The following is a 22,375-nucleotide window of genomic DNA, read 5'->3' on the forward strand; positions in this document are numbered from 1 at the left end:
AGACAAGGACATGACCGCACCTGTTCAGACCGCCGACACACCGGTGGCCGGCACGCCGGGGCGCCGCGACGACCGGGTCGGCGGTGGACTGCTCGACCCTCGCCAGCTGATCGCGTCGCTGCCGGACGCGCTGCGCAAGCTCGACCCGCGCACGCTGTGGCGCAACCCGGTGATGCTGATCGTGGAGATCGGCGCGCTGTTCACCACAGTGCTCGCGGTGGCCGATCCGTCGGTCTTCGCGATCGCGATCACCGTCTGGCTCTGGCTCACCGTGATCTTCGCGAACCTGGCCGAGGCGGTCGCCGAGGGGCGCGGCAAGGCGCAGGCCGACACGTTGCGCCGGGCCAAGCAGGACACCGTCGCCACCCGCCTGGTCGGCTGGACGCCCGGCGCCGCCGCGAACGCGTACCGGGACGAGGCGGTGCCCGCGCCGCAGCTGCGGCAGGGCGACGTCGTCCTGGTCGAGGCCGGGCAGGTCATCCCGGGTGACGGCGACGTGGTCGAGGGCATCGCCAGCGTCGACGAGTCGGCGATCACCGGCGAGTCCGCCCCGGTGATCCGGGAGTCCGGCGGCGACCGCAGCGCGGTCACCGGCGGCACCCGGGTCCTGTCCGACCGGATCGTCGTGCGGATCACCCAGAAGCCGGGCGAGAGCTTCATCGACCGGATGATCGCGCTGGTCGAGGGCGCCAACCGGCAGAAGACGCCGAACGAGATCGCACTGAACATCCTGCTGGCCGCGCTGACGATCATCTTCCTGCTCGCCGTCGTCACGCTCCAGCCCATGGCGATCTTCGCCAAGGGTTACCAGGCCGCCGCGCCGGACACCGCGGCGATCACCGACTCCGGCGTCACCGGCGTCGTACTCGTGTCGCTTCTGGTCTGTCTCATCCCGACCACCATCGGCGCGCTGCTGTCCGCGATCGGCATCGCCGGCATGGACCGGCTCGTGCAGCGCAACGTGCTGGCGATGAGCGGCCGGGCGGTCGAGGCGGCCGGCGACGTGAACACGCTGCTGCTGGACAAGACCGGCACGATCACGCTCGGCAACCGGCAGGCCGCCGAGTTCCTGCCGGTGACCGGCGTGGACGCGGCCACGCTCGCCGACGCGGCGCAACTGTCCAGCCTGGCCGACGAGACGCCCGAGGGTCGTTCGGTGGTGGTGCTCGCGAAAAACGAGTTCGGGCTGCGCGAGCGCGAGCCCGGCCTCATTCCGCACGCCACGTTCGTGCCGTTCACCGCGCAGACCCGGATGAGCGGCGTCGACCTCGACGCCGACGGCGGCGTCCGGCACGTCCGCAAGGGCGCGGCCGCCGCGGTGATGAAGTGGGTACGCGACAACGGTGGCTACCCGACCGAGCAGGTCGGTGAACTGGTCGACGCGATCAGCGGCACCGGCGGCACGCCGCTCGTGGTGGCCGAGCACGTGGCCGGGGAACCGGCCCGGACGCTCGGCGTCATCCACCTCAAGGACGTGGTGAAGGCCGGGATGCGGGAGCGCTTCGACGAGATGCGCCGGATGGGCATCCGGACCGTGATGATCACCGGTGACAACCCGCGTACCGCGAAGGCGATCGCCGACGAGGCCGGCGTGGACGACTTCCTCGCCGAGGCCACGCCGGAGGACAAGCTCGCGCTGATCAAGAAGGAGCAGGAGGGCGGCCGGCTCGTCGCCATGACCGGCGACGGCACCAACGACGCGCCCGCGCTGGCCCAGGCGGACGTCGGCGTCGCCATGAACACCGGCACGTCGGCCGCGAAGGAGGCCGGCAACATGGTCGACCTCGACTCCGACCCGACCAAGCTGATCGAGATCGTGGAGATCGGCAAGCAGTTGCTGATCACCCGGGGTGCGCTGACGACGTTCAGCATCGCCAACGACATCGCGAAGTACTTCGCGATCATCCCGGCCATGTTCGCCGGCATCTACCCGTCGCTGGACCGGCTCAACATCATGCGCCTGGCCAGTCCCGAGTCGGCGATCCTCTCCGCCGTCGTCTTCAACGCGGTAGTCATCGTGGCGTTGATCCCGCTGGCCCTGCGCGGCGTGCGCTACCGCCCGGCCGGCGCCTCGACGCTGCTGCGCCGCAACCTGTGGCTCTACGGCCTCGGTGGCATCGTGGTGCCGTTCGTCGGCATCAAGCTCATCGACCTGCTCGTCCAGTTCGTCCCGGGGATCTCGTGATGCGCCTTCCCAGTTGGCTCTCCCAGCACCTGGCCGCCCTGCGCGCGGTGCTCGTCTTCACCGTGCTGCTCGGCCTGGTCTACCCGCTCGCCCTGGTCGCCGTGGGCCGGCTCCCCGGCCTCGACGGCAGGGCGGACGGCTCACTGCTCACCGTCGGCGACCGGACCGTCGGCAGCTCGCTGATCGGCCAGTCGTTCACCGACGCGGACGGCAATCCCGTCCCGCGCTACTTCCAGTCCCGCCCGTCGGCCGCCGGGGACGGCTACGACCCGACCGCCACCGCGGCCGGCAACCTCGGCCCGGAGAGCGTGGTGGACACGCTCACCGGCGACGAGGAGACCTCGGCGCAGAGCCTGCTCACCCAGGTCTGCGCCCGGAGCAAGGCGGTCGGGGAACTCGACGGCGTGGACGGGCGGCGCCCGTACTGCACGCCGGACGGGGTGGGCGCGGTGCTCGCCGTGTTCCGCGTCGGCGGCCTCACCGGCCCGATCACCCGCGTGGTCAGCGTCAACCAGGCCGCGCCCGCGACACCGTTCGTGGCCACCTGGCAGGGCGTACCGGTGGAGGCGGCACAGCCCGGCCACGACTACGTGGCCGAGGGCGGCATCGTCACCCCGGTACGCGGGGACGCCCCGGCCCGCCCCGCCGTGCCGGCCGACGCGGTCACCGCCAGTGGCAGCGGTCTCGACCCGCACATCTCCCCGGCGTACGCCCAGATCCAGGTGGCCCGGGTGGCGCGGGAGCGCGGCGCGGACCCGGCGGCGGTACGGCGGCTGGTCGCCGAGCACACCACCGGCCGGGCGCTGGGCTTCATGGGTGAGCCCGCGGTGAACGTGCTGGAACTCAACCTCGCGCTGGACGAGGCGTTCCCGGCGCGCTGACGGAAGCGTTAAGAGGGGCCCCCTCCACCTCGCGAGGCGTTAACAGGGGGCCCTTCCTTCCACTCGGGGAGGATGGGTGCGTGGGCAGGGGTGAACTGCGGATCTATCTCGGTGCCGCTCCGGGCGTCGGGAAGACGTACGCCATGCTCGAGGAGGCCCAGCGCCGGGCCGAGCGCGGCACCGACGTGGTGATCGGCCTGGTCGAGACGCACGGTCGCCGGCACACCGCCGAGATGATCGGTGACCTGGAGGTGGTGCCGCGCCGGTCGATGACGTACCGGGGCGTCGAGTTCACCGAGATGGACCTGGACGCGGTGCTGGCCCGGCGGCCCGAGGTCGTCGTGGTGGACGAGCTGGCCCACACGAACGTGCCCGGGTCCCGCCACGACAAGCGCTGGCAGGACGTGCGGGAACTGCTCGACGCCGGGATCAGCGTGCTCTCCACCGTCAACGTGCAGCACCTCGAGTCACTGAACGACGTGGTCGCGCAGATCACCGGCACAACCCAGCGGGAAACCGTGCCGGACCAGGTGGTCCGGGCCGCCGAGCAGGTCGAGCTGGTGGACATGACGCCGGAGGCGCTGCGCCGCCGGATGGCGCACGGCAACATCTACCGGCCCGACAAGATCGACGCCGCGCTCGGCAACTACTTCCGGGTCGGCAACCTCACCGCGCTGCGCGAGCTGGCGCTGCTCTGGCTGGCCGACAAGGTCGACGAGCAGCTCGACGCGTACCGGGCCCAGCAGGGCATCTCCGACACCTGGGAGGCGCGGGAACGAGTGGTGGTCGCGCTGACCGGCGGCCCGGAGGGCGAGACGCTGATCCGGCGGGCCGCCCGGATCGCCGCCCGCAGCAAGGGCGCCGACCTGCTCGCCGTGCACGTCGCACGCAGCGACGGGCTGGCCGGCGCCGACCCGGCCCAGCTGGCCCGGCAGCGGGTGCTGGTGGAGAGCCTCGGCGGCACGTACCACCAGGTGCTCGGCACCGACATCCCGGCGGCGCTGCTGGACTTCGCCCGGGGCGTCAACGCCACCCAGCTCGTGCTCGGCGCGAGCCGCCGGGGCCGGTTCGCGCAGGTGTTCGCCCGGGGCGTCGGGGTGACCACCACCGCGCTGTCCGGCCCGATCGACGTGCACCTGGTCACCCACCCGCAGGCGGGGCGCGGGCGCCGGGGCACGGCGGTGCCCGCCGCGCTGTCCCGGCGGCGTCGGCTGATCGGGTACGCGCTCGCGGTGCTCGGCATGCCGGCGCTCACGCTCCTGCTGCGGACGCTGCCCGACCTCACCCTGACCAACGACATCCTGCTGTTCCTCGCCGGTGTGGTGGGCGTGGCCCTGGTCGGCGGGCTGTGGCCCGCGCTGGTCGCCGCGCTCGGCGGCTCCCTGCTGCTCAACTGGTTCTTCACGCCGCCGTACCGGACGCTCACCATCGCCGAGGCGGACAACCTGCTCGCCCTGGGCGTGTTCGTCGGCGTCGCCATCGCGGTGAGCTGGGTGGTCGACGTGGCGGCCCGGCGTACCCGGGAGGCGGCCCGGGCCTCCGCCGACGCGCAGACCCTGGCCACCGTCGCGGGCAGCGTACTGCGCGGCGAGCGGCCGTTGCCCGCGCTGCTGGACCGGCTGCGGGAGACGTTCGGGCTGCGCGCGGTGAGCGTGCTGGAGCTGACCGACGACGCCGGGGGACGCCCGGCCCGGGCCCGGGAGGCGGACGCCTGGCGGGTGGTGGCGAGCGTCGGTGAACGGCCGCCCGGCAGCCCGAGCGCGGGCGAAACTGTGGTGCCGGTCGACGACCGGCTCAGCGTGGTGCTCGCCGGCCGTCGGCTGGAGGCGGCCGACCGGCGGGTGGTCGAGGCGTTCGCCGCGCAGGCGGCCGTCGCGCTGCGCCAGGAGCGGCTGGCCGAGGAGGCCGCCACCGCCCGTCCGCTCGCCGCCGCCGACCGGATGCGGACCGCGCTGCTCGCGGCGGTCAGCCACGACCTGCGTACGCCGCTGGCGTCGGCCAAGGCAGCGGTGAGCAGCCTGCGCAGCCACGACGTCGAGTTCGACGCGGACGACCGGGAGGAACTGCTCGCCACCGCCGACGAATCGCTGGACCGGCTGGGCCGGCTGGTGGCGAACCTGCTCGACATGAGCCGGTTGCAGGCCGGCGCGCTGGGCGTGAGCGCCACCGCGATCGGGCTGGAGGACGCCGTACCCCTGGCGCTCGACGAACTGGGCCCGGCGGCGGCCGAGGTGACCACCGACATCCCGGCCGACCTGCCGGCGGCGCTGGCCGACCCGGGCCTGCTGGAGCGGGTGCTGGTCAACATCGTGGCGAACGCGCTGCGGCACAGCCCGCCCGGTAGGCCGCCGACGATCACCGCCAGCGCCCACGCCGGGCAGGTCGAGCTGCGGGTGATCGACACCGGGCCGGGCATCCCGGAGGACCAGTGGGAGCACGTCTTCCTGCCGTTCCAGCGCCTCGGCGACCGGGACAACCAGACCGGGGTGGGGCTGGGGCTCGCGCTGTCCCGTGGGCTCGCCGAGGCGATGGGTGGCAGCATCACCCCGGAGACCACCCCCGGTGGTGGTCTCACCATGGTGCTGCGGCTGCCGGCCGCCAGCCAGCCGGAGGGGCAGCGGGAATGACCCGGATCCTGGTCGTCGACGACGAGCCGCAGATCCTGCGCGCGCTGCGGATCAACCTGCGCGCCCGGGGCTACGACGTCGAGGTCGCAGACAGCGGCGCCGCCGCGCTCAAGGCCGCCGCCGCGCACCCGCCGGATCTGGTGGTGCTCGACCTCGGCCTGCCCGACCTGGACGGCACCGAGGTCATCCGGGGCCTGCGCGGCTGGACCGCCGTGCCGATCATCGTGCTCTCCGGGCGGGCCGGCAGCGAGGACAAGGTGTCCGCGCTCGATGCGGGCGCCGACGACTACGTGACCAAGCCGTTCGGGGTGGACGAGCTGCTCGCCCGGATCCGCGCGGTGACCCGGCGGCTCGCCCCGGCCACGCCCGCCGTGCCCGCGCTGCGGATCGGCCGCAACACCGTCGACCTGGCCGACCGGACCGTCACCCGGGACGACGGCGTCGAGGTCAAGCTCACCCCCACCCAGTGGGCCATGCTGGAGAAGCTGCTGCGCAACCCCGGCAAGCTGGTCAGCCAGCGCCAGCTGCTGCACGACGTGTGGGGGCCGGAGTACCACCACGAGACGAACTACCTGCGGCAGTACATGGCCCAGCTGCGGCGCAAGCTGGAGGACGACCCGGCCCGGCCCCGGCATCTGATCACCGAGCCGGGCATGGGCTACCGCTACCGCCCCTGACGTTTGCGCGAGCGCGGGCGGGGGACTCGGCGACCCGGCCGAGCAGCGGGGGAGGGGCATGGCGGACAACCGGTCCTCGGAGGGGTTCGGCCGGCGCCTGGACGAGCACGCCATCGACGCGGGCGCGGCCGAGCCGGAGCGAACCGACGGACTGGTCGACAGCGGCGTCTACGTCGGCGGCGTACGCCGAGCGTCGCCGGTGAGCCTCGCCGACACGTTCCGCTGCCTGCAACAGCTCGACGACGCGATGGCCTGGATCGGGCTGCGCCGGCCGGGCCGGGAGGAGGTCGCCACGCTCGCGGCCGAGTTCCAGCTCCCCGACCTGGCCGTCGAGGACGCGATCAACGCCCACCAGCGCCCCAAGCTGGAACGCTACGGCGACACCCTGTTCGTGGTGCTGCGCGCCGCCCGCTACCTGGACGAGCGGGACGCGGTCGAGTTCGCCGAGCTGCACCTGTTCCTCGGGCCCGGTTTCGTGATCACCGTGCGGCACGGCGGCACACCCGACCTGGCCGGCGTACGGCGGCGGCTGGAGGCCGAACCCGAGGTGCTCGCGCTCGGGCCGGAAGCCGTGCTCTACGCCGTGCTGGACCGGGTGGTGGACGGCTACGCGCCGGTGGTGGCCGGGCTGGAGAACGACATCGACGAGATCGAGACCGAGGTGTTCGGCGGCGACCCGAACGCCAGCCGCCGCATCTACGAGCTGAGCCGCGAGGTGATCCAGTTCCAGCGGGCCGCCCGGCCGCTGCTGAAGGTGGTCGACGCGCTCACACACGGCTTCGACAGGTACGGCACGGACGAGGAGCTGCGCCGCCGGCTGCGCGACGTGGCCGACCACCTCACCCAGGTGGTGGAGCGGGTGGACGGGTTCCGGCACCTGCTCCAGAACATCCTCACCGTCAACGCCACACTGGTGTCGCAGGCGCAGAACGAGGAGATGCGCAGCCTGACCGCCGCCAGCTTCGAGCAGAACGAGGAGATCAAACGGGTCTCCGCGTGGGCGGCGATCCTGTTCGCGCCCACCCTGATCGGTACCGTCTACGGGATGAACTTCACCCACATGCCGGAGCTGGGCTGGCGGTTCGGTTACCTGTTCGCGGTGGCCCTGATGCTCGCCGTCTGCGGCGCGCTCTACCTGCTGTTCAAGCGGCGCGGCTGGCTCTGAGCCGGGCCGGGCGCGCCCTGGCCGGAGCAGTTCGCCGTCGGTGATCCACTAAAGTGTCCGGGTGGCTACCCCCTGTCGTCCGCGCGTCGTCCGGCTCTCGTGTGCCGGAGGGGAACGCTGATCGGGGACACGGTTCCGGCCCCGCGTGGCGGGCGCCGGACCAGCAACGGAAAGCGCGGGCTGGCCGGCCACTGTGCCCGGATCGTCGCGTCCCGGCCGTTCGAGGTGGCCATCGTGGTGCTCATCATGGCCAACGGCGTGGTGCTGGGCATCGAGACGTACCCGAATCTGGGCGCCGCCGGGCCGGTGCTGCGGTGGACGGAGTGGACGTTCCGGGCGATCTTCGTCGTGGAGATCACCATTCGGGTGCTCGCGTACGGCCGCCGACCGCAGGACTTCTTCCGGCACGGCTGGAACGTCTTCGACCTGCTGGTCACCGCCGCCATCTTCATCCCGGGCCTGCACGGTGACTCGGCGGTGCTGCGGTTCATCCGGGTCGCCCGGGTGCTGCGCCTGGTCCGCTTCTCACCCGGCCTGCGGACCATCGTCGCGGCGCTGTGGCGCAGCCTGCCCGGCGTCGCCGGTTTCCTCGCGCTCGCCGCCGTCACGCTCTACGTGTACGGCATGGCCGGCTGGCTGATCTTCGGTACCCGCTACCCCGAGCAGTACGGCGACATCGGCCGATCCCTCGTCACGCTGTTCGTGCTGCTGTCCCTGGAGACGCTGCCGGACCTGCTGGAACAGGGCCTGGAGGTGTCGCCGTGGACGCTGCTCTACTACGTCAGCTTCGTGATGATCGCGGTCAACCTGCTGCTGAACATCCTCATCGCCGTCATCGTCAACTCGATGGAGGAGGCACGCCGGCTGGAGATGACCGAAGGGCTGGCGCCGGACTACGACGAAGACGGCGACGGGATACCGGACGAGGTGGACCGGATCGCGATCAGCCAGCGCCTGGACGACCTGCGCATGGTCATCGCCGAGCTGGAGCGGGAACTGCGCATCGAGCGGGACGAGCTGCCCGGCGCGCCGCGTCGCCGCCAGCCCTCGGACCACTGATCACTGACGGTCATGACAGTTCCGTGACGAAAGCGGCTCCCAGGTTTGGGTAAGTCGTTGATCGGGGCAACCAGCGAGGCGTCAACACATCTGAGGGAAGGGACGCCTCTCGTGGAGATCACGGGCTTCTTCACCGCGCTCATCATCGGCCTCGTCATCGGTGCGCTCGGGCGCCTGGTGGTGCCGGGCAAGCAGAACATCCCGATCTGGCTGACCCTGCTCATCGGTGTGGTCGCCGCGCTCGTCGGCACGCTGGTGGCCGGCGCGTTCGGCGTCGACGACACCCCCGGCATCGACTGGATCGAGCTGGCGCTCCAGGTCGGCTTCGCCGCCATCGGCGTCGCCGTCTTCGCCGGCCTGTACGGACGCCGCCGCATCTGAGACTGAAGGAAGGGCCCCTTCTTGACGCATTCTGCACAAGAAGGGGCCCTTCCTGACGCGCGCCGGGGCTACTCCCGCCAGCCGGTCAGCTCGACGCCCTTCGCCAGCTCCACCCGGAAGCCCAGCGCGATCTCGCCGCTCTCACCCGGCGCCAGCGACAGCCGCCAGGTCAGCTCGCCCAGCTCCGTACGCTCGGCGGGCGGCGGCGTCAGCGCGGTCTCACGTACCACCACCGCCTCGTCCCGGGACACCGGTAGCTGGTCCCGCACCTCGACGGTGGCCGGCCGGGGCGTGTGGTTCGCCACCGTGATCCGGTACTCCACCTCACGCCGCCGCGTCGACCCGAGCGTGGCCTTGCTCTCGGTGCGCCGGGACAGCTTCCGCTCGACCCGCAGCCGGTCGTCCACCCCGAGCGCCAGCTCCGTCTCCTCGCCCGGCGCCCACGTCGTCAGCCGCGTCGCCGCCACGAAGTCGGCGCCGTGGAAGACCGACGCCGGGCCGGGCAGCAGCGTGTGGTCCGACGTGTTGCGGACGGTGGCCCGCAGGTGCGCCTCGGCCGCGCGCACCGGCGCGCTCACGTGATCCAGCCGGGCCGGCAGCTCCAGCACCGCGATGGTGACCCGGTGCGCGCTGCCGTCGGCGGGCACCGCCACCGGCCGCGCGGGCCGGTAGGTCGCCGCGGTCACGCCCTGCTCCACCTCGGCGACGCTCTCCCGCACCGCAGGCGCCGCGGACCGCGCCGCGCGGGGACGGCCCGCCGGTGCCGCGCCGGGCGCCTGGGGCGGCACCATGCCGTCGAACGACGCGGCCGAGACACCCATCGGCGGCGCCGGGCGGAGCCGGTCGAGATACCAGGGCGACAATTCCGGTACGCCGCTCGCCGCCGCCGGCCGCGCGGTGGACAGCTGGAGTTCGCACTCCGGCCAGTCCTCCCCGGTGCCCTGGCTGACCAGCCCGAACCAGGTGACAGTCATGGTGTCCTCGACCAGCCGCAGGTCGTAGGAGGGCGTCCAGCGGGCGCCGTCCACCAGGTACGTCAGCTCCAGCTCCACCTCGGTGTCGTCGGCGTCCACCGAGACGGACACCTCGGCGGCCAGCCGGTCCGGTTGCCGCTTGCCGCGCGCCGCGTCCAGCTCCCGGTCCACAGCGGCCAGTTCCTCCGCCAGCTCGGTGCGCCGCCGGGCCAGCCCGCGCCGCCGGGCCCGGGACTCGGCGAGCTGACCGGACACCGAGTCGGTGAAGGCCGCGACGTCGGCCGGGGCCGCGTCGCCGGCGGCCAGTGCCCGGGCGTACGTGCCACCCGCGCGTTCGGCCAGCCGGGTGAGGAACTCGCCGCGCTGGTCCTCGATCGCGTCGGTGTCAGCGACCTCGGCCAGCTCGTCGGCCAGTTCGCGCCGTCGCCGTTCCAGCTCGACGACCTGGGCGTCGGTGCTGCGGGCCTGCCGCCACGCGGCCACGTCCACCCCGAGCACGGTCACCGCGCCCCGGCCACCTACCCGGATCGAGTCCCGGCGCAGGCCCAGCGGGAGCGGGGCGACGCGTACCCGATGGTCGCCGGCGGTCAGCCGGACGCGGCCGCGGCGGGTGACCCGGGCGCGGTCCGGGTAGACGGTCACGCCGACGACAGGCGCATCGATCTCCACAGTGTCCACGGCCGCGAGGGTAGTTCAGGCGCGCCCACCCCCGGGGTTACCGAAGGTTAAGCCCCCGATCAGGTTCGGGACAGTCACGCCAGGTGTGGCTCCCGGGGTTGCTCGAAATCCGGAGAAATTTGCGTCGCCGCCGGTCAGCCGCGGAAGCTGCGCGCGAGCAACCGGAGCCCTTCGGGTACGTCGGCGGTGGCGACGGCGCCGTAGCCGAGCACCAGACCGGCCGGGCCGGGCGGGCCCGCGTGGTAGCCGGCGATCTCGCGTACCGTGACGCCGACCTCGGCCGCCCGGGCGACGACAGCCGGCAGGTCGACGCCGGCCTCCGGGCGCAGCCGCGCGCACAGGTGCAGGCCGGCTGTGGACGGCACCGGGTCGAGCCAGTCGGCGAGGTCGGAGCGCAGCGCGGCGTCGATCAGCTCGCGTCGCTCGGCGTAGACCCGGGTCGCCTTGCGGATGTGCCGGGGCAGCTCGCCGGAGTCGATGAACCGGGCCAGCGCGGCCTGCGTGGTGTGGTCGCCGTGCCAGTCGGTGAGCTGCCGGGCGGCCAGCAGCGCGGGGCGCAGCGACGCCGGGGCGACCAGGAAACCGAGGCGCAGCATGGGCAGCAGGGTCTTGGAGAACGTGCCGACGTACACCACCTTCCCGGCCCGGTCCAGCGTCTGCAGCGGATCCAGCGGGCGCGCCGAGAAGCGGAACTCGGTGTCGTAGTCGTCCTCGACGACCACCGCGTCCCGGGTCGCCGCCCAGTCCAGCAGTGCCGCCCGCCGGGCCGGTGACATCCGGACGCCCAGCGGGAACTGGTGGGACGGGGTGACGTAGACCAGCCGCGCGTCCCCGGGCAGCGCACGTACGTCGATCCCCTCGTCGTCGACGGGCACCGGCACGACCCGCGCGCCGTGGCCGGCGAACAGCCGCCGAGCAGGGGGATAGCCGGGATCCTCCACCGCCACCCGGTCGCCCGGTTCGAGCACGACCCGGGCGATCAGGTCCAGCGCCTGCTGCGCGCCCTGGGTGACGACGACGTCCTCCGGCGCGGCCCGTACCGCGCGGGCGAGCCCCACGTACCGGGCGACGGCGGTACGCAGGCCCTCGTGCCCGGCCGGGTCGGCGTAACCGCCCCGGATCGTCGCGCCACGCAGTTCCCCGGCGACCAGCCGCCGCCAGGTGGCCAGCGGGAACAGCCCGGTGTCCGGGGTGCCGGCCCGGAAGTCGTGACCCGGGCGGGGCGCGGCGGTGGGGGCCGGCTCGGCGGACGCCCAGAACGCGCGGGGGCGTACCCCACCGGCCGGTGCCGGACGCGGCCGGGCGCGGGCGACCAGCTCGTCGGCGACGAACGTGCCCGCGCCGACCCGGGCGGTGAGCAGGCCCTCGGCGGCCAGCCGCTCGTAGGCGACGGCGACCGTGTTGCGGGAGACGTCGAGCCGCCGGGCCAGCTCGCGGGTCGGTGGCAGTCGGTCGCCGGGCCGCAGGCGGCCGTCCAGGACCGCCTCCAGCAACTGCCTGTGGATCCGGGTGGCGCGGTCGCCGGGCCCAGCCAGGCTGACGTGTACGTCCACCGCGACGACACTACATTGGCCCAATCAAATAGCCCGGAATCGGCGCTTCTGTGAGCCAATTCGCAGGTCTTGGATGGAGTGAAGGAGATCGGCGAACGGGGGCGGGCAATGACCGATGTCGACACCGGCCGACGGGTCCGGGTGCTGAGCCTGGCGCAGCTCGCCAACTCGGTGGGCGACGGCGCGTTCTACGCCTGTTCGGCGCTGTTCTTCATCCGGGTGGTCGGGTTGTCCCCGGCGCAGGTCGGGATCGCCCTCACCGTGGGCTGGTCGACGGGCATCCTCGCCGGGGTGCCCGCCGGCCAGTTGGCCGACCGCTACGGCGCACGGCGGATGACGGGCGTCTTCGCGGTCGCGACCGCCGCCGCGCTCGGCGGTTTCCTCGTGATCCGTTCCTTCCCGCTGTTCGTGCTGCTCGCCTGCGGCTACGCCGTCTGCCAGGCCGGGCTCACCGCCAGCCGGCAGGCGCTGCTGGTCGGGCTGATCGAGCCCGCGCGGCGCACGGCGGTACGCGCGCGGTTGCAGTCGGTCTCGAACGCCGGCCTGGCCGCCGGGGCCGGACTGGGCGCGCTCGTGCTCTGGGCGGACTCCAGCCCGGCGTACCTGTCGGCCTTCGCGCTCGACGCGGCGAGCTTCCTGGCCGCCGCCCTGCTGGTGCGTCGGCTGCCCGAGGCGGCGCCGGTCCCGGCCGGACCCGAGCCGGGCCGGCTGGCCGTGCTGCGCGATCGCCCGTACGCGCTGATCACGCTGCTCAACGCGGTGATGTGCCTGAACATGCCGCTGCTCAGCCTGGCGCTGCCACTGTGGATCGCGGAGCGGACCGACGCCCCGGCGCCGATGGGCGCGATCGTGCTCACCGTCAACATGCTGTGCGTGGTCCTGTGGCAGGTCCGGGTGGCCCGCCGGGTGACCGATCCGGGCACGGCGGCCCGGGCCAGCGGGCACGCCGGCTGGGTGCTGCTGGTCGCCTGCGGCGCGTACGCGGTGTCCGGGATGGTCGGCGGCGCGTGGGTAGCCTCGGCGGTGCTGCTCGGCGCGGCCCTGGTGCAGGTGTTCGGCGAGATGGTGCAGGCGGCCAGCGGCTGGGAGGTCGGCTTCACCCTGGCCCGCCCCGACCGGCAGGGGCAGTACCAGGGCTTCTTCGCCATGGCGCCGCAGTTGGCCCGGATGCTCGGCCCGGCGCTGCTGACCTCGCTGCTGCTCGGCTGGGGCACCCCGGGCTGGCTGGTGCTCGGCGGGCTGTTCGTGGTCGCCGGCCTGGCCATGCGGCTGGCGGTACGCCTCGCCGAGCGCCGGGCCGCCGCCGAGCTGCGGATCCCCGCGCCGGTGCGGCGGACCGGCACCGAGACGGCGGCGTGACCGGATCGGCACTGAGGTGTCCTCCACCACTTCACGGGAAGACCGGCTGAGCCGCCACGCACCCACGGGAGGCGATCAGGGCCGCTTTCTGGCACGGTGTCGGGTAGCGACGGGTACGCGGTGGAGGGGGAGTGGTGGAGTTCTCGGTGACGACCCGGCAGGGGCGTGTCGGCCCGGTGGTCGAGGTCGACGGCGATCTGGACATGGCCACCGCACCGCAGTTGCGTGACCGGCTGCTCGAGGTGGTGGAGGGCGGTGCGCGGACGGTGATCGTCGACCTGACCCGGGTCGGCTTCGTGGATTCCAGCGGCCTGGGCGCACTGGTGCTCGTCTACAAGAACCTGCGGGAGCGCGACGGGTGGCTCGGTCTGGCCGTCGTGCGCCAGTCGATCCGCAACGTCTTCTCGATCACCTCGGTGGACCGCGTCATCCCGCTGTTCGGCACGGTACGGGAGGCCGAGGACGGCTCACCCACGGCGGTGCGCTGAGCGTTCCTCGTCCGGGCTGACGCGGGCGGTGTCGGCGCCGGCGGTGCTGCGGCGTGGCCCGTGGCCGTCGTACCAGTCGACGACGAGCAGCGTCGCGTCGTCGTCCAGGACCGGCCCGGCGGCTGCCAGCACCGCGTCGGACAGCGCCCGCACCGCCTCGCGGGGATGCAGGTGGGCGAGGCGCAGCAGTTCCCCGGGCAGGTCCAGGTCGGCGGCGTTGCGTTCGCGCATGCCGTCGGTGACCACCACCAGCCGGTCGCCGGGCAGCAGAGCCAGCTCTCCGCTGCGGTAGCTCTCGCCGGGGAACATGCCGAGCGGGAAGTTGCCGGGCAGTTCCACGGGCAGGACCCGGCCGTCCCGGACCAGCAGCGGTGGGACGTGTCCCGCGTTCAGCAGCTCACAGCGGCCGGTGGTGAGGTCGATGCGGCCCAGCACGGCGGTGACGTACGCGCCGCGTACGTTCGCGTGCTCCGCGACGGCCCGGTTCGCCTCCTCGGCCTGGGCGATCAGGCTGCCGCCGCGCCGGCGGGTGTTGCGCAGGCTGCCCACGCCGAGGGTGGCGGTGAGCGCGCTCGCCACGCCGTGGCCCATCGCGTCGGTGACGCTGAGGTGCAGCAGGTTCCGCGCGAGGCTGTAGTCGAAGGTGTCCCCGCCGACGCTGGCGGCGGGCTCCAGCCAGCCGGAGAGGGTGAAGGCGCCGCCCTCGCAGGTGAACGAGGCGGGCAGCAGACGGCGCTGGATCTCGGCGGAGAGGCTGAACGGGGTGGTCCGCTGCCCCCACTCGAACAGGTCGGTGTGGCGGCGGTTGGCGATGACGACGAACGCCAGCGCGTGCGCCGCGCGGGCGATCCGGGCCACCGCGTCCTCGTCCGGCTCGTCGGGCAGGTCGATCTCCAGCAGGCCGATGGCCTCTCCGCGGTCGGTGACCGGTGCCACGACGGTCCAGGTGCCGTCGCCGGGGACGACCCGGGGAGTCTGCTGACGGAGCGCCTGTTCGTAGGGCCCGCCGTCGAACGGGAGAATCTCGGCGGACTCCTCGCCCTGGCGGCGGCCGGGGCCACCGGCGGCCGGCTGGTGGGTCAGCCGGACCAGCGCACGGCCGCTGAGGTCGGCGATCAGCAGCGAGACGCCGCGCGCGTCCAACGCCGTGGCGATGGCGCCGGTGACGGCCTCGACCGCCTGCACGGGGGCGGCGTCCTCGGCCGCCTGCAACATCCCGGCCAGCACCGCCTGCTCGCTGTCCTCCATGCTCTGAGCATATTCAGCGCGCCGCGCGGCCGCCTTACGAGCGGACGTCGCGCTCGGAGGGCCGCACACCGTCAATGGCCCTCTATTGCATATGCTTGGCAACTACCGAATAGTGGCAGAAGCGGGCGGGCGCTCGGGCACGCGATGATCTGTTCTTCGCCGGAGCGCCCGCCCTGCCGCAGGACGAGTTCGAGGGGTTGCCGGTGGCGATCAAGCCCAAGCCCGTACGCGTGGCCGCGATGCTCGCCGCCGCCCTGCTCGCCGTCGCGGGCTGCTCGTCGCCCACGGCGTCGACCGGCGGAACGAACAACGCCGGGACGCTGGTGGTCGCCACGGCGGGCGAGCCGGACACGCTCAACCCGGTGCTCAACTACGGCGTCGACGGCGCGTCGCTGATCTTCGACGGGCTGGTCGCCCGGGACGCCCGCAACGAACTGGTGCCCGCCCTGGCCCGCGAGCTTCCCACCGTCTCGGCGGACGGGAAGACGGTCACCGCGAAGCTGCGCGAGGGCGTGCTGTTCCACGACGGCAGCCCACTGACCGCCCAGGACGTGGTGTTCACCTACCAGGCGGTGCTCGATCCGGGCGTCGACTCGACGCTGCGCTCCGATCTGGACATGCTCGCCTCTGTCGCCGCGCCCGACCCGGCGACAGTCGTGTTCACCCTGAAGTACGCGTACGCGCCGTTCCTGCAACGGCTGGCGCTGGGGATCGTCCCGGCGAAGGCGTTCGCCGGGCAGGACGTCAACAAGGCCGCGTTCAACCGCGAGCCGGTCGGCACCGGCCCGTACCGGTTCACCTCCTGGACCCCTGGTGACCGGCTCGTGCTCGCGGCGAACGAGACGTACTGGGACGGCAAACCGGCGAACTCCGGCGTGGTGGTGGCGTTCGTCGCCGACGACAACGTGCGGGCCCAGCGGATGCGGGCCGGCGAGTTCGACGCGGCGGAGCTGGCGCCGAAGCTCGCCTCCGGGTTCGACGGCCGGGGCGGCTACCGGGTGCACAAGGTGCCGACCGCCGACTACCGGGGCGTCATGCTGCCGATGGGCCACCCGGTCACCGGCGACCTCGCGATCCGGCGGGCGCTGAACGTCGCCGTGGACCGGCAGGCCATGGTGACGGGGGTGCTCGGCGGTGCGGGCGAGCCCGCGTTCGGGCCGGTGCCGCCCACGTCGGAATACGCGGAGCCGTCGATCGCCGGCCAGCCCGCCGCCGACGTGGCCGCGGCCACCGCCGCGCTGGACGCCGCCGGGTGGAAGCCCGGCCCGGACGGCATCCGCGTCAAGGACGGGCGGCAGGCCGCGTTCGCGCTCATGTACCCGGCCACCGACAGCCTGCGCAAGGAACTCGCGCTGGCCGTCACCGCCGACGCGAAGAAGGTCGGCATCAAGGTCACGCCGGAGGGGCTGACCTGGGACGCGATCACCCCGCGGATGAAGAACGACGCTCTGATCATGGGCTACGGCACCCCGTACGACCCGGACTTCGTCTCCTACAAGCTGTTCAGCTCGGCCTTCGCCGGGCAGGGCTTCTTCAACCCCGGCTCGTACCGGTCCACTGTCACCGATGCCGCGTTGCAGGACGGCCGGGACAGCGCCGACCCGGCCGCCCGCAAGGCCGCGTACGCCACGTTCCAGAAGCAGCTCGCCACCGACGTGCCGTGGGTGTTCCTCACCTACCTCCAGCACACCTACGTGCTGAAGGACGCCGTGACCGGGGTGACGCCGCGGGTCGAGCCGCACGAGCACGACGTCGCCAACAGCATCTGGTGGAACGTGCACACCTGGACGAAAGAATCGTGACCGGCCGGCGGCGACTGGCCGGGGCGGGCGTCGTGATCCGGCGGCGGCTGCTGGTCGCCGTACCGGTGCTGGCGGCCACCAGCATGGGCATGTTCGCCCTCGGTGCCGCCTCCCCGATCGACCCGGCCCAGCAGTACGCGGGCGCGGCGGCGTTCACCACGAGCGAGGAGAACCTCGCGCAGATCCGCGCCAACTGGGGCGTCGACGACCCGCTGCCGGTGCAGTACGCCCGCTGGATCGGCAACCTGCTGCGCGGCGACCTGGGCTGGTCGACGAGCCGGCACGAGCCGGTCACCTCGGTGCTCGCCGCCCGGGCCGGGTGGACGCTGCTGCTCGTCGGCACCGCGCTCGCCCTGGTGCTGGTGGCGAGCGTCCTGCTGGGCACGCTCGCCGCGTACCGCCGTGGTGGCTGGTTCGACAGGGCGCTGCGCGCCGTCGCGTACGCCGTGCAGTCCATGCCGGTGTTCTGGATCGGCCTCGCGGCGATCGCCGTGTTCGCCCTCAGCCTCGGCTGGCTGCCCGCGGGCGGGCTCACCGACATCACCGCCACCGGCACCGACCCGGCGGACGTGGCGCGGCACCTGGTGCTCCCGGTGACAGTGCTGGCGATCTCCCAGGCGCCGTGGTTCGTCCTGTTCGTCCGTGACGCGGTCGCCGAGAGCCTGCGCGACGACCATGTGCTGGCCGCCCGCGCCCGAGGACTTCCCGGCCGGGTCGTCCTGTTCGGACACGCGCTGCGTACCGCGCTGTTGCCGTTCCTCACCCTGGTCGGCACGCACCTGCCCGAACTCGTCGGCGGCGCGGTCCTGGTGGAGACCGTGTTCTCCCTGCCCGGGCTCGGCGCGGTCACCGTCGAGGCCGCGCTGGGCGCCGACTTCCCGCTGCTCGCGGCCACGACCCTGGCCACCACCGTCGTGGTGCTGACCGCGAACCTGCTCACCGACCTCGCCTACGCCGCCGCCGACCCCCGGGTACGCCTCGATGACTGACCTCGCCCTCCCCGCGCGCGTCCGGCGCCTGCGCCGCCCCGGCAGTGTGGGCACGACCGTCGCCGTCGTCGTGCTCGCCGGTGTCGTCGCCGCCGCGCTGCTCGCCCCGCTCCTGTGGCCACTTGACCAGAGCGCCGTCGACCTCTCCCGTACCCGCCTCGCGCCCTCGCCGGAGCACCTGGCCGGCACCGACGACCTCGGCCGCGACGTGGCTCTGCGCAGCCTCTACGGCCTGCGCGTCTCGCTGCTCGTCGGCGCGGTCGCCGCGCTCGTCGCGGCGGTCATCGGCGGCCTGGTCGGCGCCGTCGCCGGCAGCGTCGGTGGCTGGGTCGACCGGGCGCTCATGCGCGTCGTGGACACCGTCGCCGCGCTGCCGCACCTGCTGCTGGGCATCTTCATCGTGGCGATGCTGCGGCCCAGCCTCGGCGCGGTGATCGCATCCATCGCGCTGACGCACTGGCTGTCCACCGCCCGGATCGTCCGCTCCGAGCTGCTCAGCCTGCGGAACCGGCCGTTCGTCGACGCCGCGATCTCCGGCGGTGCCGGGCGGGTCCGGGTGCTGACCCGGCACCTGCTGCCGCACGTGCTGCCGCGCCTGGCGCTGGCGACCACGCTGATGGTGCCGCACGCCGTCTGGCACGAGACCGCGCTGTCGTTCCTCGGCCTGGGCCTGCCGCCGCACCTCGCCTCGATCGGCAACATGATCAACGACGGGCAGCGGTCGCTGCTCACCGGCGCCTGGTGGGCCAGCATCGTCCCCGGCCTCCTGCTCGTGGCGGCCACGCTGGCGCTCGCCGTGCTCACCGGCCGGTGGCGTGACCGCCTCGACCCGCGCGTACGGGCGGAGCTGCACCTGTGACCGCCCCGGCGCTGCTGACAGTCGACGGGCTGACCGTCCGCTTCCGGCTGCGCGACGCGCTCGTGCACGCCGTCACCGACCTGAGCCTCACGCTGCGGCCCGGCGAGCTGCTGGCGGTGGTCGGCGAGTCCGGGTGCGGCAAGTCCGTCCTCGCGCACGCCCTGCTCGGCCTGCTGCCCCGCAACGCCACGGTCACCGGGCATGCCCGCCTGCACGCGCCGGGCCGCGCCGAGGTCGACCTGATCGGCGCGGGGGAGCGGCACCTCGCCCGGCACGTACGCGGCCGGGGCGTCGGCCTGGTCCCGCAGAGTCCCGCCACCGCGCTCACCCCGGTGCGTACCGGGCGGAAGCTGCTGGAGGAGACGCTGCGCGCGCACGGGCACGCCCGCCGCGACGCGCAGGCCGCCGCCGACCGGATCGCCGCCGACGTCGGTCTCGACCCGGCCGACCTGGACCGGTTCCCGCACGAGCTTTCCGGCGGCATGGCCCAGCGGCTCGCCACCGCGCTGGCTCTCGCACCGGACCCGCCGGTGCTGCTCGCCGACGAACCCACCACCGGCCTGGACCGGCCGCTCGTCGATCACACGCTGGACCTGCTGCGCCGCCGCTGCGACACCGGCGCGGCCGTCCTGCTCATCACGCACGACCTGGCCGCCGCGCGCCGCGTCGCGGACACGGTCGCGGTGATGTACGCCAGCCGCATCGTCGAGCATCGCCCGGCCGAGGCGCTGTTCGACGACCCGGCCCACCCGTACACCGCCGGGCTGCTCGACGCGCTGCCCGACCGCGCGTTCGTGCCGGTGCCGGGCCACCCGCCGGCGCTCACCGACCTGCCCGGCGGCTGCGCCTTCGCCCCGCGTTGCGCCCGCGCCACCGACACCTGCGCGACAGTGCCCCGTCTCGACGCCGAGGGCGCGGGCCGGGTCGCCTGCCACCACCCGCTGCGCGAGGAGGTACCGGCATGACGGTCACGGTTCCCGGCACCACCGGCGCCGCCGCCCCGGGCGACGCGCCGGCCGCCGGGCTCGCCGCGCACCAGGTCTCCGTCGCGTACGGCGGGCAGCGCGTCCTCGACCGGGTCGACCTGCACATCGCCCCCGGTGAGACGGTCGGGCTGCGCGGCCCGTCGGGCAGCGGCAAGTCCACGCTCGCCCGCGTCCTCGCCCTGCTGCACGCCCCGGACAGCGGTCACGTGGCGATCGACGGGCGACCGCTCGGCGGCGTCCGCCACCGCCTGCCGGCGGAACTGCGCACCCGCGTGGCGGTCCTGTTCCAGAGCCCGCGTGCCGCCACCGACCCGCGGCTCAGCCTCGCCGACATCGTCGCCGAGCCGCTACGTGCCACCGGCACACCGCGCGAGCAGGCGGCGGCCCGCGCGGCGGAGCTGGCCGACCTGGTCGGACTGACGCCCGACCTGCTGACCCGCCGCCCGCACGCGGTGAGCGACGGGCAACTGCAACGCGCCTGCCTGGCCCGCGCCCTGGTGCACCGGCCGGACTACCTGCTCTGCGACGAGGCGACAGCGATGCTCGACGCCTCCACCCAGGCGCACGTCGCCGCCGTCGTCACCGACTACCAGCGCCGGCAGGGCGCCGGGGTCCTGGTCATCACCCACGACCCGGCGCTGATGGCCCGCTGGGCCACCCGGGTGGTGGACCTGCCGGCGGCGTGACGTCGCGTCACTCCTCGGCGGGGCGGCGTACGGTGCCCCGCGCCCCGGCGACGACGGCCCCGAATCCGACCGCCATGAGCGGCATCCCCATCTCGAACGGCAGCTCACCGACCCAGTTGATGCTGTCGCGTTCCGGCAGCGCGCCCAGGCTCACCGCGACCACCGCACTGGCGAGGAACATCCCGGCCACCGCCGCGCCGATCGCGAGCTTGGCGCACGCCACGCTCCGCCCGGCCCAGAGGCCGGCCAGGACGGCGATCACCAGGGACACCACGACCAGCCAGGTCCAGCCGCCCTCGGTCTCCAGGTAGGCCCAGCCCGAGTACGACCACTGGTGGCGGCGGCTGGCGCGGAACCACGGGATCAGGTAGCCGAGCAGCGCGGTGGCGCTGCCGACCGTGAGCAGCATGTCGGGGGCCGGGCGGTACCAGCGAGGGGAGTCGTCCATGCGTCCGGAAGGTAGCAGTGCCATGATCCACGCGCACGGTCAGCACCAGCCGTTTATCGGCCCGTTCACGCCGGTGGAGAGGTAGGCGTCGGACACCCAGCTGCCGTCGCTGAGCCGGTCCCACAGGGCGGTGGTGCCGTAGCGGCCGGTGTGCGAGGTGCCGTTGGCGGAGCAGGAGACGGTGACGGTGGCGCCGTCGGCCACCGACCCGAGGGCGCCGTACCCCGTTCCGGGGCCGGAGCGCCGGGTCAGCGTGCCGCCGCCGTTGGCGTCGACGACTCCCTGGTTGAAGCCGAGCGCGCCGTAGTTGTAGACGCCGCCACCGCCGCCGACGTAGGCGGACCCGTGCCGGGCGCCGCCCTGGTACGCCGCGGCGCCGCTGACGAAGTCCCACTTGCCGATGCCGTGCCCGGCGATCGGGACGTACGCCGAGTTCTGCCGCAGCCCGAAGTGCACGTGCCGGCCGGTGGCGGAACCGCCGCAGGTGACGTCGGTGCCGGTGTTGCCCAGGACCGTGCCCTGGGAGACGCCCGCGCCGTTCACGGAGATGCTGCTCCACAGGTGGTAGTAGTCGGTCGAGTAGCCGCGGTCGTGGATGACCCGGATCCAGCCGGTGCACATCGTGTACGCGGTTCCGGCCCGCGCGGCCCGGACCACCTGGTCGCCACCGGCGAGGTCCACCGAACTCCACGGCGCGGCGGCGCCGCCCCAGCCGTGCGGCCCCGAGGTGAGCGTCCACGTCTGCCCCACCGCGAACGGCAGGGCCATGCCGGTGCGGAAGTCTCCGCCCGCGTACATCGGTGTGACGGGCGTGGTGAAGACGGCCTTCTCGGTCGCGCTCACCAGCGGCGACGTGGCGGCCAGGTCGCCGAACGCGGCCTCCCCGTCGAACGCGACGGTCCAGCCCTTGGCGTCGGCCCGGGCGAGGAACACCGAACCGGTGGGGTGCGCGTCCGCGGCCCGGTCCGCCGGCAGCACGGCGGTGCCGAAGGCCCACCGGCCGTTCGCGCGGGTGACGGTGATCCGGGCCTGCTGCGCGTCCGCCGTGCGGGCGGTGGCCGCGTCGGCCGAGCCGAGAAGTTTCGCGGTCACGGCGTCGGCGACGGGTCCGGGTGTCGCGCGAGGTGCCGCAGTGGCGGGTGCCGGCGCCACCGCCCAGGCACCGATGGCCGTTAGGGCGCAGGAGAGCATGAGCCGTCGCATGGAGCCTCCTTATCGACATCTGTCACTGAATGGAGAGGCTATCGACGGTGGTGAAAGTTGTCTACGACTCTCGGCGCGACGGTGAAGGATCTGTGCATCGGGGCGTATCCGGAAGTGGATCTTCCGG

19 protein-coding genes are annotated in these 22,375 nt (G+C 73.7%); 14 read left to right on the forward strand and 5 right to left on the reverse strand.

Annotated features, from left to right (window positions below):
• The first annotated feature begins 10 nt into the window (after positions 1-10).
• The 7 genes from kdpB to ACQP26_RS02945 all read left to right on the forward strand — a co-directional run bounded on the left by kdpB (position 11) and on the right by ACQP26_RS02945 (position 8,975).
• Positions 11-2,185: a potassium-transporting ATPase subunit KdpB gene (gene kdpB, locus ACQP26_RS02915; protein WP_433494854.1), complete on the forward strand. Its 2,175-nt coding sequence runs from the start codon at positions 11-13 to the stop codon at positions 2,183-2,185.
• Positions 2,185-3,066: a potassium-transporting ATPase subunit C gene (locus ACQP26_RS02920; protein ID WP_433494855.1), complete on the forward strand. Its 882-nt coding sequence runs from the start codon at positions 2,185-2,187 to the stop codon at positions 3,064-3,066. The genes kdpB and ACQP26_RS02920 overlap by 1 nt, the downstream gene beginning before the upstream one ends.
• A gap of 80 nt (positions 3,067-3,146) precedes the next feature.
• Positions 3,147-5,693, forward strand: coding sequence for a sensor histidine kinase (locus tag ACQP26_RS02925; protein WP_269702556.1), 2,547 nt, complete (start codon positions 3,147-3,149; stop codon positions 5,691-5,693).
• Entirely contained in the window at positions 5,690-6,370 is a 681-nt protein-coding gene (locus ACQP26_RS02930) for a response regulator (RefSeq protein WP_269702555.1), read from the forward strand. The genes ACQP26_RS02925 and ACQP26_RS02930 overlap by 4 nt, the downstream gene beginning before the upstream one ends.
• 58 nt (positions 6,371-6,428) lie before the next feature.
• Positions 6,429-7,535 (forward strand): magnesium and cobalt transport protein CorA, encoded by a 1,107-nt coding sequence (locus tag ACQP26_RS02935; RefSeq protein WP_433494856.1) that lies wholly within the window; start codon positions 6,429-6,431, stop codon positions 7,533-7,535.
• A gap of 234 nt (positions 7,536-7,769) precedes the next feature.
• Positions 7,770-8,594, forward strand: a complete 825-nt coding sequence (locus tag ACQP26_RS02940; RefSeq protein ID WP_433494857.1) for an ion transporter — start codon at positions 7,770-7,772, stop codon at positions 8,592-8,594.
• Positions 8,595-8,705: 111 nt separating this feature from the next.
• On the forward strand, positions 8,706-8,975 hold the full coding sequence (locus ACQP26_RS02945; protein WP_269702551.1) for a GlsB/YeaQ/YmgE family stress response membrane protein: 270 nt from the start codon (positions 8,706-8,708) through the stop codon (positions 8,973-8,975).
• A 68-nt stretch (positions 8,976-9,043) separates the two neighbouring features.
• Here ACQP26_RS02945 and ACQP26_RS02950 read toward each other — a convergent pair whose 3' ends face one another.
• A complete protein-coding gene (locus tag ACQP26_RS02950) occupies positions 9,044-10,627 on the reverse strand; it encodes a mucoidy inhibitor MuiA family protein (RefSeq protein WP_281579146.1) in 1,584 nt (527 codons plus the stop codon).
• A gap of 134 nt (positions 10,628-10,761) precedes the next feature.
• Positions 10,762-12,180 carry a PLP-dependent aminotransferase family protein gene (locus ACQP26_RS02955; protein ID WP_281579145.1) on the reverse strand — a complete coding sequence of 473 codons (1,419 nt, stop codon included), beginning with the start codon at positions 12,178-12,180 and terminating at the stop codon, positions 10,762-10,764.
• A 108-nt stretch (positions 12,181-12,288) separates the two neighbouring features.
• On the opposite strand from ACQP26_RS02955, the gene ACQP26_RS02960 reads away from it, so the two are divergent.
• The gene (locus tag ACQP26_RS02960; RefSeq protein ID WP_433494858.1) at positions 12,289-13,539 is read left to right on the forward strand and encodes an MFS transporter; all 1,251 of its coding nucleotides are present in this window, start codon (positions 12,289-12,291) and stop codon (positions 13,537-13,539) included.
• Between the two features lie 146 nt (positions 13,540-13,685).
• Positions 13,686-14,027 carry an STAS domain-containing protein gene (locus ACQP26_RS02965; RefSeq protein ID WP_433494859.1) on the forward strand — a complete coding sequence of 114 codons (342 nt, stop codon included), beginning with the start codon at positions 13,686-13,688 and terminating at the stop codon, positions 14,025-14,027.
• Here ACQP26_RS02965 and ACQP26_RS02970 read toward each other — a convergent pair.
• Positions 14,007-15,275, reverse strand: a complete 1,269-nt coding sequence (locus ACQP26_RS02970) for a PP2C family protein-serine/threonine phosphatase (protein WP_269702543.1) — start codon at positions 15,273-15,275, stop codon at positions 14,007-14,009. The two genes, ACQP26_RS02965 and ACQP26_RS02970, sit on opposite strands and share 21 nt — an antisense overlap.
• A gap of 203 nt (positions 15,276-15,478) precedes the next feature.
• On the opposite strand from ACQP26_RS02970, the gene ACQP26_RS02975 reads away from it, so the two are divergent.
• Genes ACQP26_RS02975 through ACQP26_RS02995 form a run of 5 tightly spaced genes read left to right on the forward strand, consistent with a single transcriptional unit; the run spans position 15,479 to position 20,597 of the window.
• Positions 15,479-17,077 carry an ABC transporter substrate-binding protein gene (locus ACQP26_RS02975; protein ID WP_433494860.1) on the forward strand — a complete coding sequence of 533 codons (1,599 nt, stop codon included), beginning with the start codon at positions 15,479-15,481 and terminating at the stop codon, positions 17,075-17,077.
• A complete protein-coding gene (locus ACQP26_RS02980; RefSeq protein WP_269702539.1) occupies positions 17,044-18,066 on the forward strand; it encodes an ABC transporter permease in 1,023 nt (340 codons plus the stop codon). Before ACQP26_RS02975 ends, ACQP26_RS02980 begins: the two co-directional genes overlap by 34 nt.
• Positions 18,059-18,925, forward strand: a complete 867-nt coding sequence (locus tag ACQP26_RS02985; protein ID WP_269702537.1) for an ABC transporter permease — start codon at positions 18,059-18,061, stop codon at positions 18,923-18,925. The genes ACQP26_RS02980 and ACQP26_RS02985 overlap by 8 nt, the downstream gene beginning before the upstream one ends.
• Positions 18,922-19,890, forward strand: coding sequence for an ABC transporter ATP-binding protein (locus tag ACQP26_RS02990; protein ID WP_269702536.1), 969 nt, complete (start codon positions 18,922-18,924; stop codon positions 19,888-19,890). The genes ACQP26_RS02985 and ACQP26_RS02990 overlap by 4 nt, the downstream gene beginning before the upstream one ends.
• On the forward strand, positions 19,887-20,597 hold the full coding sequence (locus ACQP26_RS02995; protein WP_269702535.1) for an ABC transporter ATP-binding protein: 711 nt from the start codon (positions 19,887-19,889) through the stop codon (positions 20,595-20,597). Before ACQP26_RS02990 ends, ACQP26_RS02995 begins: the two co-directional genes overlap by 4 nt.
• A gap of 7 nt (positions 20,598-20,604) precedes the next feature.
• Here ACQP26_RS02995 and ACQP26_RS03000 read toward each other — a convergent pair whose 3' ends face one another.
• On the reverse strand, positions 20,605-21,045 hold the full coding sequence (locus ACQP26_RS03000) for a hypothetical protein (protein WP_433494861.1): 441 nt from the start codon (positions 21,043-21,045) through the stop codon (positions 20,605-20,607).
• A 39-nt stretch (positions 21,046-21,084) separates the two neighbouring features.
• Positions 21,085-22,248, reverse strand: coding sequence for a peptidoglycan DD-metalloendopeptidase family protein (locus ACQP26_RS03005; protein ID WP_433494862.1), 1,164 nt, complete (start codon positions 22,246-22,248; stop codon positions 21,085-21,087).
• Positions 22,249-22,375: the final 127 nt, after the last annotated feature.

This window comes from Micromonospora sp. CA-248089 (assembly GCF_050948515.1).
In the GTDB taxonomy this organism is placed as follows: domain Bacteria; phylum Actinomycetota; class Actinomycetes; order Mycobacteriales; family Micromonosporaceae; genus Micromonospora.

Bases quoted from the DNA above. Each gene is read 5' to 3' on its own strand.
- kdpB (WP_433494854.1), top strand. From the start codon at position 11: ATGACCGCACCTGTTCAGACCGCCGACACACCGGTGGCCGGCACGCCG.
- ACQP26_RS03005 (WP_433494862.1), bottom strand. From the start codon at position 22,248: ATGCGACGGCTCATGCTCTCCTGCGCCCTAACGGCCATCGGTGCCTGG.
- ACQP26_RS03000 (WP_433494861.1), bottom strand. From the start codon at position 21,045: ATGGACGACTCCCCTCGCTGGTACCGCCCGGCCCCCGACATGCTGCTC.
- ACQP26_RS02970 (WP_269702543.1), bottom strand. From the start codon at position 15,275: ATGGAGGACAGCGAGCAGGCGGTGCTGGCCGGGATGTTGCAGGCGGCC.
- ACQP26_RS02930 (WP_269702555.1), top strand. From the start codon at position 5,690: ATGACCCGGATCCTGGTCGTCGACGACGAGCCGCAGATCCTGCGCGCG.
- ACQP26_RS02995 (WP_269702535.1), top strand. From the start codon at position 19,887: ATGACGGTCACGGTTCCCGGCACCACCGGCGCCGCCGCCCCGGGCGAC.
- ACQP26_RS02920 (WP_433494855.1), top strand. From the start codon at position 2,185: ATGCGCCTTCCCAGTTGGCTCTCCCAGCACCTGGCCGCCCTGCGCGCG.
- ACQP26_RS02935 (WP_433494856.1), top strand. From the start codon at position 6,429: ATGGCGGACAACCGGTCCTCGGAGGGGTTCGGCCGGCGCCTGGACGAG.
- ACQP26_RS02985 (WP_269702537.1), top strand. From the start codon at position 18,059: ATGACTGACCTCGCCCTCCCCGCGCGCGTCCGGCGCCTGCGCCGCCCC.
- ACQP26_RS02960 (WP_433494858.1), top strand. From the start codon at position 12,289: ATGACCGATGTCGACACCGGCCGACGGGTCCGGGTGCTGAGCCTGGCG.